Source organism: Pseudomonas sp. PD9R, from assembly GCF_019200975.1.
Taxonomy (GTDB): Bacteria; Pseudomonadota; Gammaproteobacteria; order Pseudomonadales; family Pseudomonadaceae; genus Aquipseudomonas.
This window is the reverse complement of sequence record NZ_JAHTMR010000004.1, coordinates 1-12324: the sequence shown is the minus strand read 5'-3', so window position 1 is coordinate 12324 and position 12324 is coordinate 1. Positions and strand designations below refer to the sequence as shown.

General features: G+C 60.2%; 11 protein-coding genes. 8 read left to right on the top strand and 3 right to left on the bottom strand.

All coding sequences use genetic code 11. From position 1 onward, the window contains the following. The first annotated feature begins 92 nt into the window (after positions 1–92). From KUF73_RS10215 to KUF73_RS10180, 8 genes are all read left to right on the top strand, one after another. Positions 93–734 (top strand): DUF1345 domain-containing protein, encoded by a 642-nt coding sequence (locus KUF73_RS10215; RefSeq protein WP_218437924.1) that lies wholly within the window; start codon positions 93–95, stop codon positions 732–734. A 76-nt stretch (positions 735–810) separates the two neighbouring features. After that, positions 811–1650: an AraC family transcriptional regulator gene (locus KUF73_RS10210; RefSeq protein ID WP_218437923.1), complete on the top strand. Its 840-nt coding sequence runs from the start codon at positions 811–813 to the stop codon at positions 1648–1650. Positions 1651–1702: 52 nt separating this feature from the next. Then, positions 1703–2311, top strand: coding sequence for a LysE family translocator (locus KUF73_RS10205; RefSeq protein WP_218437922.1), 609 nt, complete (start codon positions 1703–1705; stop codon positions 2309–2311). 138 nt (positions 2312–2449) lie between these two features. Then, a complete protein-coding gene (locus KUF73_RS10200; protein WP_305516102.1) occupies positions 2450–3478 on the top strand; it encodes a LacI family DNA-binding transcriptional regulator in 1029 nt (342 codons plus the stop codon). Positions 3479–3618: 140 nt separating this feature from the next. Further along, entirely contained in the window at positions 3619–4401 is a 783-nt protein-coding gene (locus tag KUF73_RS10195) for a sugar phosphate isomerase/epimerase (RefSeq protein WP_218437921.1), read from the top strand. Next, positions 4394–5383 (top strand): sugar kinase, encoded by a 990-nt coding sequence (locus KUF73_RS10190; protein ID WP_218437920.1) that lies wholly within the window; start codon positions 4394–4396, stop codon positions 5381–5383. The genes KUF73_RS10195 and KUF73_RS10190 overlap by 8 nt, the downstream gene beginning before the upstream one ends. Before the next feature lie 100 nt (positions 5384–5483). Continuing rightward, positions 5484–6782 (top strand): MFS transporter, encoded by a 1299-nt coding sequence (locus KUF73_RS10185; RefSeq protein ID WP_218437919.1) that lies wholly within the window; start codon positions 5484–5486, stop codon positions 6780–6782. Between the two features lie 21 nt (positions 6783–6803). Beyond that, positions 6804–7781: a D-glycerate dehydrogenase gene (locus KUF73_RS10180; RefSeq protein WP_218438229.1), complete on the top strand. Its 978-nt coding sequence runs from the start codon at positions 6804–6806 to the stop codon at positions 7779–7781. 82 nt (positions 7782–7863) lie between these two features. On the opposite strand, the gene KUF73_RS10175 is transcribed toward KUF73_RS10180, so the two are convergent. From KUF73_RS10175 to KUF73_RS10165, 3 genes are all read right to left on the bottom strand, one after another. Next, on the bottom strand, positions 7864–9051 hold the full coding sequence (locus KUF73_RS10175) for a pyridoxal phosphate-dependent aminotransferase (RefSeq protein WP_218437918.1): 1188 nt from the start codon (positions 9049–9051) through the stop codon (positions 7864–7866). 41 nt (positions 9052–9092) lie between these two features. Further along, positions 9093–10718, bottom strand: coding sequence for a methyl-accepting chemotaxis protein (locus KUF73_RS10170; RefSeq protein WP_218437917.1), 1626 nt, complete (start codon positions 10716–10718; stop codon positions 9093–9095). 291 nt (positions 10719–11009) lie between these two features. Then, complete coding sequence (locus KUF73_RS10165) at positions 11010–12146, bottom strand: glycerate kinase (RefSeq protein ID WP_218437916.1); 1137 nt, start codon at positions 12144–12146, stop codon at positions 11010–11012. Positions 12147–12324: the final 178 nt, after the last annotated feature.

Sequence of the window (12324 nt, the reverse complement as noted above, 5' to 3'; positions counted from 1 at the left end):
GCCTCGTTTCACTCGACAGCTCCTACATAGCGCCTACACAAAGCGTGTTTACCTGGGCTATGGTGGGGATACTTCTGCTTCTGTGAGCGCACATGTCCTTTCTCACCCACACCCACCCTCGCCTGTCTGCGGCCATGACCCTCGGTATCGCGGTGGGCATTCTGGTTCCGGCCGATTCGATCATCAGCAAAATACTCTTCGGCTGGAATGTCGGGGTCTGGGCATACCTGATCCTGATGTTCTGGCTTGTCGTACGCTCCAAAGCGGCGGATGTGAAACGCATCGCCGAGATCGAGGACGAAAACGCCGGCCTCGTGCTGTTCGTCGTGTGCATTGCGGCAATTGCCAGCCTGGCGACCATCACCTTCGAACTGGCCGGCAGCAAAGATCTGGAAACCGCTCGCAAGTTGCTGCATTACGGCTTTACCGCGCTGACGGTGATCGGCTCATGGTTGCTGATCGGGGTGATTTTCAGCGTGCATTACGCGCGGTTGTTTTACACCTGGGAAGGCAAAGAACCGGCACTGCGTTTTGCCGAGGGCCTGACGACGCCCAATTACTGGGACTTCCTGTATTTCTCGTTCACCATCGGCGTGGCGGTGCAGACCGCCGATGTCGGCGTGGCGACCCGTGACATGCGCAAAATCGTACTGGCGCAATCGCTGATCGGTTTTTTATTCAACACTGCGATTCTCGGGTTCTCGATCAACATTGCCGCGGGGTTGTTCAACTGATAGCGCACAAACGTTCTAGTCATCGCTTTGGGTGCTGGCGTTTAATGGCTCGGTAAAACCGCCGCGCAGGTGCCGCATGACTTCTCACAACTGGATCGACCTGGCCCAGGATGCCGATACCGGCATCGAGACCCTGCGCGCGCATTTCGAGGGCCATGCCTACGATCCGCACTGGCATGACAGCTACCTGGTAGGCGTCACCGAGCAAGGGGTTCAGCAATTCAATTGCCGGCGGGCCAAACACCAAAGCACGCCGGGCAAGGTGTTCTTGCTCGAACCGGGAGACATTCACGACGGTGAAGCCCCAACCGAGGACGGTTTTACCTATCGCATGCTGTACCTCGACCCGCAGTGGTTGCAGCGCGAACTCGCTGCCGTGTTCCACAATGCGCCCGACAACAGCCAGTTGAGCTTCGCCAACACCCTGACCACCGACATTCGTTTGGCCGAAGCCACCAGCCTGGCATTCGAAACCCTGCATCGCGGTGAACTTAAAATCGTTCGGCAAACGGCTCTCGACGGTTTACTCGAACGCCTGACCAGCCACCTGCAATGGCGCGCCCGATACGCCGAAGATCCGCGTCTGCCGCGAGTGGCACAACAGGCGCGCGACTATCTGCACGCCAATGCCCATTGCGACATCGGCCTCGACCAACTGGCTGCGACAACCGGCGTCGACCGCTTCCGTCTGACCCGCGCCTTCAAGGCTGCTTATGGATTAGCGCCGCACGCCTATCTGGTGCAATTGCGCCTGGCCACCGCACGGCGAATGCTCGCTGCGGGTGAACAACCCGCGACAGTGGCCATGACGCTGGGCTTTGCCGATCAGAGCCACTTGGGGCGCTGGTTTGTGCGCGCCTACGGCTTGACGCCGGCGCTGTACCGCAAGCGCTGCTCAAATCTTCCAGACAGGTAAACCGCGGATTGTGAAGATCGACATCACCGATCTTCACCGGAGTTATCCCGCGATGCTGTCCTCTTTCCCGACGTTACTGCCCTTCCTGCTGTTTGCTTTTGTGGCTTCGATCACGCCCGGCCCGACCAACATTCTGGTGTTGAGCAACAGTGCCCGATTTGGTCTGGCGGCTGCCGTCCCCATCATCTTCGGCGCCTGTGCCAGTGCTGCCGTTCTTGTGTTGTTGGTCGGCACTGGCGCCGGTACGACATTGACCGCCTGGCCTGCCCTGCAGACGTTTATGCAATGGGCCGGCGTGGCGTGGCTGAGCTATCTGGCCTGGCAGATTTTCCGCGCTCCGGCGGCGGCTATCTCCACACAGAAAACCCAAACACGTCTCGGAGTACTCGGCGCTGCGGGTTTGCAATGGATCAACCCGAAAACCTGGATGATGGCGTTGGCGGTGGTCAGCGTGTTCGCCGGCGTGGGCGAAGACCGATTTGTGCATGTGATGGTCCTGTCGCTGGTGTTTTTCTTGATTTCCTTGCCATGCCTGACTGTTTGGGCCTTGCTCGGCGCAGGTTCCAATCGCTGGTTGCGCTCCCCCCTCGCCATGCAGCGTTTCAACCGCTGCATGGCCTTGTTGCTGCTGGGTTCGGCCTGGCTGAGTGTGCTGGCCTGATTGCCGCCCGTCGGTGTAAATCGCCTGTGGGTGCACCCGCCACTTGACGGCGTATTTGTTTTTGGTGTCTTCTGAAACCGGTTTCAGTGCTAAGTCAAAAGCACAAACCTTATAAATCCAATAAGAAGGTTTCAGCCCGTGAACGATTTTTCCGCCGCCCAGCGCAGCCGCGTGACCATGCTCGACGTGGCCGAACACGCCAAGGTCTCCAAGGCCAGCGTCTCGCGGTTTATCGGCGATGATCGCGCCCTGCTTTCCGATGCCATTGCCCAGCGCATCGAACAATCAATTGCCGAACTGGGCTATCGCCCGAACCAGATGGCCCGCGGCCTGAAGCGTGGGCGTACCCGCCTGATCGGCATGCTGGTGGCCGATATCCGTAACCCTTATTCGATTGCCGTGATGCACGGGGTGGAAACCGCCTGCCGTCAGTACGGCTACAGCTTGGTGGTGTGCAACACCGACCGCGACGACGAGCAGGAGCGCCAACACTTGGCCCTGCTGCGCTCGTACAACATCGAAGGCCTGATCGTGAACACCCTCGGTCATCACCGCGACGAATTGCTCGAACTGCATCGGGAAATGCCGCTGGTGCTGGTGGATCGCAAGGTCGAGCACCTTGAGAGCGACATGGTCGGGCTGAATAATCCGGCCGCTGCCGAGATGGCCCTCGCCCACCTTGAAGAGCGCGGTTATCGCGATGTGTTGCTGGTGACAGAACCGTTTGACGGGACCAGTTCGCGGATTGAGCGAGTCGCCAGTTTCAAGACACAAATTGCGCAACGCCCGATGCTTCGCGGCACGCTGATCGAAACCGGCAGCGAACTCACCGCCCAACTGAACACCTTCCTCGACACGCCCGGCCCCGGTCCGAAAGCGCTGTTTTGTGCGAACGGGATTGCGGCGCTGGCCAGTACCCACGCCTTGCGTGAACTCAAATGCAATTTATTTGAAGACGTGGGTCTGATTGCCCTCGATGACCTGGATTGGTACCCGCTGGTGGGCACCGGCATCACCGCCCTCGCCCAGCCGACCAGCGAAATTGGCGCCAGTGCGTTTGAGTGTTTGCTCAAGCGCTTGCGTGGGGATGACGGGGCGGTGCGGACGCTGGATTTTTCGGCGCGGTTGGTTGTGCGAGGGTCGACTACAAGGCGCGTTTCGGTGTGAGGTCGCCTTCGCGGGCTAGCCTCGCTCCTACAAGGGCATTGCAATTCTCTGTAGGAGCGAGGCTTGCCCGCGAAGAGTCTCTAAAGCAATAACAATATTTTTTTGAACAAAAATGAAACCGGTTTCAGAGGTAGAGAACAATGAATAAACCCCCCGTTTCCATCAGCCTGTCCAGCTATGGCGCCGACCTGGTACGCCAACGCGGCCAAGGCAGTTTCATCGAAATATTGTCCGCCGCCGGCGCGACACGCATTGAGTGGCGCGAAGAACTGCTGACCGCCGAAGACCCGATACAACTGGCCGAGGCAACGCATGCCGAGGGCCTTGAGAGTGTGTATTCCTCGCCAATGGAACTGTGGCTGGCCGGTCAATCCAGACCCAACCCCGAACTGATCACCGCTCTGCAACGCGCCCAGGCATTCGGTGCGAAATGGCTGAAAGTGTCGCTGGGCTACTTCACCGACAACTGCGACCTGCAAACCTTGGCCCGCGTGCTCGGTAAGAGCCCGGTGCTGTTGTTGGTGGAAAACGACCAGACCCTGCACGGTGGCCGCATCGAACCGTTTCAGCGCTTTTTCGATGAGGTCGAGCAACACAGCCTGCCAATCAAAATGACGTTCGACATTGGCAACTGGCACTGGCAAGACCAGTCAGCCGCCAGCGCCGCACGTCTGCTCGGGCGTCACGTCGGCTATGTGCACTGCAAAGCGGTAACGCGCCGCGCCGACGGCAAACTGGTTGCCATTCCGCCGGCGGCCACCGACCTGCAACAGTGGGAACACCTGCTGCGGCACATGGCCCAAGGCGTTATGCGAGCGGCGGAATACCCGCTGCAAGGCGATGACCTGGTGCAACTGACCACCGAACACGTCGCCGCCCTCGCCCATCTGGGCCAATCACGGCTGGAGAGCGCTCATGTCTGATTTCGATATTCTGTCGTTCGGCGAAACCATGGCGATGTTCGTCGCCGAACAGGCCGGCGATCTGGCCAAAGTCGACGCGTTTCACAAGCGCATTGCCGGGGCTGACAGCAATGTTGCTATTGGTCTATCGCGATTGGGATTCAAGGTCGCATGGCTGAGCCGCGTGGGTGCCGACTCGTTGGGACGTTTCGTCGTCGACACGCTGGAGAAGGAAGGCCTCGACTGTCGCCACGTCGACATCGACACCGCGCACCCCACCGGGTTTCAACTCAAGTCACGTGCCGACAATGGCAGCGACCCTGCCGTCGAGTACTTCCGTCGGGGTTCGGCGGCCAGTCACCTGTCCTCGCACTCAATCGTTCCCGAATTGCTCAACGCCCGACACCTGCACGCCACCGGGATTCCGCCAGCGCTGTCGGAAACCGCGCGGCAGATGTCGTTCGAATTGATGACGCGCATGCGTGAGGCCGGTCGCAGTGTGTCCTTCGACCCGAACCTGCGCCCGAGCCTGTGGGCCAGCGAGCAACAGATGATCAGCGAGATCAACCGCCTCGCCGCCCTCGCCCATTGGGTATTACCGGGGTTGAGTGAAGGCCGGTTGCTCACCGGTTACGAAGACCCGGCCGACATCGCCGCGTTTTACCTCGACCAGGGCGCCGAAGCCGTGGCGATCAAGCTTGGGCCGCACGGCGCTTATTACCGCACGCAACTGGACGCCGGTTTCGTCGCCGGCGTGCCGGTGGAAACGGTGGTCGACACCGTCGGAGCCGGTGATGGTTTTGCCGTCGGCATGATCAGCGCACTGCTGGAAAACCACAGCTTTGCCGAAGCCGTGATGCGTGCCAACTGGATTGGCAGCCGTGCGGTGCAGAGCCGGGGGGATATGGAGGGGTTGCCGAGCCGAACTGAAATGTCCGCCGAATTTGAGAACGCTGTTCGCGGGCAAGCCTCGCTCCTACAGGGGAACGCATTGCTTTTGTAGGCGCGAGGCTTGCCCGCGAAGAGGCCCGCCCAGTCACTGAATATCTGAACCAAAACCGTTACCTGCTGCGACAAAAACAACAAGCTCAGGAGCACCAACCATGAAAACAGCCACACTCGCCGCCCGCCGCTGGTGGTACGTCATGCCCATCGTGTTCATCACCTACAGCCTGGCTTACCTCGATCGCGCCAACTATGGGTTCGCCGCCGCGTCCGGCATGGCCGCCGACCTGATGATCACCCCCGGCCTGTCGTCGATGCTCGGCGCACTGTTCTTCCTCGGCTACTTTTTCTTTCAGGTGCCCGGCGCGATCTACGCCCAGAAACACAGCGTGAAGAAACTGATTTTCGTCAGTCTGATTCTCTGGGGCGGCCTGGCGACCTTGACCGGGATCGTCTCCAACGCCTACTGGCTGATCGTCATCCGCTTCATGCTCGGCGTGGTCGAAGCCGCAGTGATGCCGGCCATGTTGATCTACCTGTGCCACTGGTTCACCCGTGCCGAACGCTCACGGGCCAACACCTTCCTGATCCTCGGCAACCCGGTGACGATGCTGTGGATGTCAGTTGTGTCGGGGTATCTGGTGCAACATTTCAGCTGGCGCTGGATGTTCATCATCGAAGGCTTGCCGGCGGTGCTTTGGGCATTTATCTGGTGGCGTCTGGCCGATGATCGCCCGGCGCAAGCCAAGTGGCTCAGCGATCAGGAAAAGCTCGATCTGGAAAGCGCACTGGCCGCCGAACAGGTCGGCATCAAAGCGGTAAAAAACTACGCCGAAGCCTTCCGCTCGCCGAAAGTGATCATCCTGGCCTTGCAGTTTTTCTGCTGGAGCATTGGTGTCTATGGCTTCGTACTGTGGCTGCCGTCGATCCTCAAGGCCGGCGCCAGAATGGACATGATCGAGGCCGGCTGGCTCTCGGCCCTGCCTTACCTCGCGGCAGTGATTGGCATGCTGCTGGTGTCCTGGGGTTCGGACAAGTTGCAAAAACGCAAACGCTTCGTCTGGCCGCCGCTGCTGATCGCCTCGATTGCGTTCTACGGTTCCTACGCCCTGGGCGCCGAACACTTCTGGTGGTCCTACACCCTGTTGGTGATTGCCGGTGCCTGCATGTATGCCCCTTACGGGCCGTTCTTCGCGATCATTCCGGAAATCCTCCCGGCCAACGTCGCCGGTGGCGCCATGGCGCTGATCAACAGCATGGGCGCACTCGGTTCGTTTGGCGGTTCGTATCTGGTCGGGTATCTGAACAGCTCCACTGGCTCGCCGGGCGCGTCGTACCTGTTGATGAGCGGCGCATTGTTGCTTTCGGTGGTGCTGACAGTTTTCCTCAAGCCCGGCGCCAGCGACCGGGAGCGTCCCACGGTTGCGCTGAGCCCCCGTACCGCTGTCCACCCATGAATTGATGTTGAGAAAACCATGATGAAAAAGCAGGTCGTTCTATACAAAAAACTCTCGCCAGCGCTGATGACTCGCCTGCACGAGCGGGTCGAAGTAACGCTGATCGACAGCCTCGATTCAGCAGGTCTGGCTCAACTGCGCGACGCCCTGCCCCATGCCCATGGTTTGCTCGGTGCCAGTCTGAAACTGGATGCCGATCTGCTCGACCTCGCGCCCAACCTTGAAGCCATTGCCAGCGTTTCGGTGGGCGTCGACAACTACGACATCGACTACCTCACCGAGCGGCGCATCCTGCTCAGCAATACGCCGGATGTGCTGACCGAAACCACCGCAGACACTGGGTTCGCGTTGATCCTCGCAACCGCCCGGCGTGTGGTGGAACTGGCGAACATGGTCCGCGCCGGACAGTGGAACCGCAACATCGGTCCCGCACAATTCGGCAGTGACGTGCACGGTAAAACCCTGGGCATCATCGGTATGGGTCGCATCGGCGAAGCACTGGCCCAACGCGGGCATTTCGGTTTTGGCATGCCGGTGATCTACCACAGCCACTCGCCGAAACCGGCGGTCGAGCAGCGCTTCAGCGCGCAGTACCGCAGTTTGACCGAGCTGTTGCAGCAGGCCGATTTCATCTGCCTGACCTTGCCACTGACGGCTGAAACCGAAGGTTTGATCGGCGTCGAGCAGTTCGCACTGATGCGCCCGGAAAGCATCTTTATCAATATTTCACGAGGCAAGGTGGTCGACGAAGCGGCGCTGATCGAAGCACTGCGCGCGGGCCAGATTCGCGCAGCGGGGCTGGATGTGTTTGAGCGTGAGCCACTGAGCCCTGATTCGCCGTTGTTGCAGTTGAACAATGTGGTGGCGACGCCGCATATAGGCTCGGCGACCCATGAGACACGGGAAGCCATGGCGCAATGCGCGGTGGACAATCTGTTGGCGGCGTTGGCGGGTGAGCGGCCGGTGAATTTGGTAAATCCAGTGGTTTGGAAAGGCTAAAGATCAAAAGATCGCAGCCTTCGGCAGCGCCTACATCGATCCGTGTAGGGGCTGCCGCAGGCTGCGATCTTTTCTTGTGCCTTCAGGCCCGCAGCCCCTCCAGCAAATCCGTCGCACACAGCGCAATGCGCCGGCACGCGTCTGCCAGTTGGCGCTGGTCGACCACCAATCCAATGCGAATGTGCCCCGCCGCGCTCGGCCCGAACGCCTCGCCCGCCAACACCGACACGCCATAACCTTCCAGCAGTCGCTCGGCAAAGTGCTGGGCGGACAGCCCGGTCTGGCGCACATCGGCCATCACGAACATCCCGCCATCGGGCCGGATGGCACGGATGCCAGGGCAATGATTCAGGCTCGCACACACCAGGTCACGACGCTGGCGATATTCCTCGCGCATCAACGCCACTTCCGGCAGATCTTCATCAAGGGCCAGTTGCGCAGCCTTCTGCACAAACTCCGGAATGCCAAACAGCATGCACAACGAGAGATGCTCCAGATGGTCATTCAAGGTTTTCGGCCCGATCACCCAACCCACCCGCCAACCACTCATGGCGTGGGACTTGGACAAGCTGTTAATCGTCGCCGTACGCTCGCCCATGCCTGGCAAACTCGCCGGGCTGATGTGCTCGCCCTCGTACAGCAGATCGCTGTAGACCTCGTCGCTGATCAGCCACAAGTCGTGACGTATGCACAGCGAGGCCAGCTCCTGCCAGACCAGCAGCGGCAAACTGGCGCCAGAGGGATTATTCGGACTGTTGAGTAAAATGGCGCGGGTCTTCGGGGTGATCAAAGCAGCAACGTCCGCGGGATCAACGCGAAAACCATTTTGCGGCTGCACGACCACGGGAACGACTTTGGCGCCGCAGGCACCGAACACACCTTCATAGGTCACGTACATTGGCTCGGCGACGATCACTTCATCGCCCGGATCGAGCAGGCATTGCGTCACCGAATACACCGCACTCTGTGCACCCGGCAGCACAATCACATGCTCGGCATCCACCGCCTGACCACTGCGTCGACTGTGCCGGCGGGCGATGCTGTCGCGCAACCCCCGGCTGCCGCGCACATCCGAGTAATGAGTATCGCCGGCCAGCAAGCTGTCGATGGCGGCCTGCACGATAGGTTTTGGCGTATCGAAATCCGGATCGCCGACGGACAACAGCAATACATCAACTCCCTGTTCGCGCAGTTCCAGCGCTCGGTAATGAATCTGCCAGGCCGCCGCTCCGTCACCGGCGATTCGTTTGGTCAAGGCTGAGTAGCGCATGTAATTCTCCTGTCGCGCGGGTTCCCAGCCACAACCCTATCTCAAATCACGAAACGCGCCACCATGGCATTCAAATCCACCGCCAGGCGCGACAATTCGTGGGTCGCGACGCTGGTCTGGTTGGCACCAGCAGAAGACTGCGTAGCGAGGTCGCGAATGTTCACCAGGTTGCGGTCAACCTCGCGGGACACCTGAGCCTGCTCCTCGGAAGCGCTGGCAATGACCAGATTGCGTTCGTTGATCAGGTGGATCGACTGGGTGATTTGCTCCAACGCAACGCCGGCTGCGCGGGCCAATTCCAGCGTGGTTTGCGTGCGCTGGTTGCTTTGTTGCATCGACGCCACCGCTTCACCGGTGCCGTTCTGGATGCCGGCGACCATTTTTTCGATTTCCTGGGTCGACTGCGCCGTGCGATGGGCCAGCGCCCGAACTTCGTCCGCCACCACCGCAAAACCTCGACCGGCTTCACCGGCGCGAGCCGCTTCGATCGCTGCGTTCAACGCCAGCAGGTTGGTTTGTTCAGCGATAGCGCGAATGACATCAAGCACCTTGCCGATGTCGCGTCCCTGTTCCGCCAGACCTTCGATCATCAGCGAGGTGTTTTGCACGTCGTGGGTCATGGTCTGGATTGCGCCGACAGTTTCCACCACGCGGTCACGGCCTTCACGGGCAGCCTGGGTCGACTGGTTAGACGCTTCGGAGGTCGACACGGCATTGCGCGCGACTTCTTCTACCGCAGCGGTCATCTCGTTGACGGCGGTAGCGGCTTGTTCGATTTCATTGTTCTGCTGTTGCAGGCCTCGGGACGCTTCCTGCGTCACAACACTGAGTTCTTCGGCGGCGGCGCCCAGTTGCGTGGCGGAACCGGCAATCTGTTCGATGGTTTTACGCAAGTTGACCTGCATCGCCGACAACGCTTCGAGCAGACGCGCCGGCTCATCCTTGCCATCCACTTCGATGGCCTTGGTCAGATTGCCATCGGCAATGGTCTGTGCCGCCTGAACTGCACGGGTCAACGGCACAACGATGCTGCGGGTCAACAACCAGGCCAGCACTACGGTCATGAGTGCCGCAAACACTGACACGGCGATGATGCCGTTGGTGGCATAGGCATACTGTTCATTTGCTTCGGCGTCGGCTTGTGTCGCGCCCGTTTTGTTGATCGCGATCAGTTTGTTCAACTGCTCGCCCATCTGATCGGTGCCGTCCTTGATGCGGGTGTTGATCAACTCACGCAAGTCGTCGAGCTTGTTCTGCCGTGACAACTCCATCATCTGGCGCTGGGCCTGAAAATAGTTGTCGAGCGTGGCGTTGAAGGTCTTGAACACCGCCGCTTCTTCGTCGCCTGCCGGCAATGTCGCATAACCGGCCTGCGCCTGTTTGACCTTGTCCACCAACACGGAGATGCGTTGCTCGGCTTCCTGCAAACCCGCCGCGTCGCGGTTCACCAGCACCCGGAATGAAAGAATGCGCAAGCGCAGGACGTTTTCGGTGATGGTGCCCAGGAACGTCACGCTGGGTAGTTGGTTGCTTTCCATGTCCACGGAGGCCTGGCGGATAATCGCCATGCGGTTGACGGAAAAAACACCCAGCACGATGACCAGCAAGGCAATGAAGGCGAAGCCAAGGAAGGCTCGAGGTGCGATATTCAGATTGCGCAGGGACATAGGACGACTCTCGGGGGATTGAGGCTGCGAGCGTCCGTGCCGTAATCGCTGTCGGGCACGCGGGCGCGCTGCCTTTCAACCGGGCGTCACTGTCGTAAAGGATTCGAGTGCGCCTGTTAGCTGTATCGGCCAGGCTTGAGAAATTCTTCGGGGGTTGAGCAAATATATTTCAAGAGGTTACGAGTGTTTCATTCGTGAAACAGCAAGATCAAAAAATCGAAGCCTTCGGCGGCTCCTACAGGAGATCGCATTTAAAATGCAGGAGTTGCCGAAGGCTGCGATCTTTTGATTTTATCGCGCCGCCATTTGCCACACGCGAGCGATGTCTGTTGCGCGCTCACGCAGCAAACGCGGGGCTTCGGCACAGGCTTGCGCCAGCGTCATCGGCCCGCTCGCCAGGGCAAACGCTGCATCAATGCCATGGGCATACAGCTGCTGATAGCCCTCGCCCAAGGTGCCGGCGAGGACGACGACCGGTACGCCATGCTTCTGAGCAATGCGCGCTACGCCAAAGGGAGTCTTGCCACGCAAGGTCTGCGCATCAAAACGGCCTTCGCCGGTGATCACCAAGTCGGCGCCCGCAACTGCCTCGGCGAGTCCCACCAGCTCGGCAACCACGTCGACGCCGGACTTGAATTGCGCGCCCAGAAAAGCCTTGGCAGCAAACCCCAGGCCACCCGCCGCACCGCTGCCCGCTTCGTCGCGCACGTCTTTGTTCAGAACCTGCGCGCAATGCTCGGCAAAGTGCCCCAAGGCGCGATCCAGTTGCTGGACCTGCTCCGGTGAAGCACCCTTTTGCGGGCCGAAAATGGCGGAGGCACCATGAGGGCCGCACAACGGATTGTTGACGTCGGCTGCGATGTCGAAACGCACCGTGGCCAGCCTTGGATCAATCTCGCTCAGGTCGATGCGTGCCAGGTGCGCCAGCGCTAGGCCGCCCGGTGCCAGCGTCTGACCCTGGGCGTCGAGCAGTCTCACCCCCAGCGCTTGCATGGCCCCCGCGCCACCGTCATTGGTCGCACTGCCACCAATTGCCAGGATCACCCGCTGCGCCCCGGTATCCAATGCCGCGCGGATCAGCTCACCAGTGCCGAACGTGCTGCTGATGCAGGCATCGCGCTGGCCCACCGGGACCAACTGCAAGCCGCTGGCTTCGGCCATTTCGATAATCGCGGTGTGGCTGTGCGGCAACCAGCCCCAAGCGGCATCGACGGTTGCGCGAAAGGGGCCACGAACTTCAGTGCGGCGCAGTTCGCCATCGCAGGCGGCCAGAATCGATTCGACGGTCCCTTCCCCACCGTCGGCCATCGGACACTTGACCAATTGCGCATCGGGCCAGACCTCTGCCAGACCGAGGGCGATGGCGTCAGCCACGCCCTGGGCACTCAGGCTGTCCTTGAACGAGTCGGGGGCGATGACGATTTTCATGTGAGTTCTCCGGTTGTTATGGAGACCATGCTGCCAGTTGCCATGAACAATGACGCCGGTCCACTGCACAAGTCGCGATGACGTTTATTGTTCATTTTCACAAAACCTCCTTTCCACCCTGGAGCTGCCGCAGGCTGCGATCTTTTGATCTTTTTTAAGCTGCCGCAGGCTGCGATCT

Bases quoted from the DNA above. Each gene is read 5' to 3' on its own strand.
- KUF73_RS10175 (WP_218437918.1), bottom strand. From the start codon at position 9,051: ATGCGCTACTCAGCCTTGACCAAACGAATCGCCGGTGACGGAGCGGCG.
- KUF73_RS10180 (WP_218438229.1), top strand. From the start codon at position 6,804: ATGAAAAAGCAGGTCGTTCTATACAAAAAACTCTCGCCAGCGCTGATG.
- KUF73_RS10195 (WP_218437921.1), top strand. From the start codon at position 3,619: ATGAATAAACCCCCCGTTTCCATCAGCCTGTCCAGCTATGGCGCCGAC.
- KUF73_RS10190 (WP_218437920.1), top strand. From the start codon at position 4,394: ATGTCTGATTTCGATATTCTGTCGTTCGGCGAAACCATGGCGATGTTC.
- KUF73_RS10210 (WP_218437923.1), top strand. From the start codon at position 811: ATGACTTCTCACAACTGGATCGACCTGGCCCAGGATGCCGATACCGGC.
- KUF73_RS10185 (WP_218437919.1), top strand. From the start codon at position 5,484: ATGAAAACAGCCACACTCGCCGCCCGCCGCTGGTGGTACGTCATGCCC.
- KUF73_RS10170 (WP_218437917.1), bottom strand. From the start codon at position 10,718: ATGTCCCTGCGCAATCTGAATATCGCACCTCGAGCCTTCCTTGGCTTC.
- KUF73_RS10165 (WP_218437916.1), bottom strand. From the start codon at position 12,146: ATGAAAATCGTCATCGCCCCCGACTCGTTCAAGGACAGCCTGAGTGCC.
- KUF73_RS10205 (WP_218437922.1), top strand. From the start codon at position 1,703: ATGCTGTCCTCTTTCCCGACGTTACTGCCCTTCCTGCTGTTTGCTTTT.
- KUF73_RS10215 (WP_218437924.1), top strand. From the start codon at position 93: ATGTCCTTTCTCACCCACACCCACCCTCGCCTGTCTGCGGCCATGACC.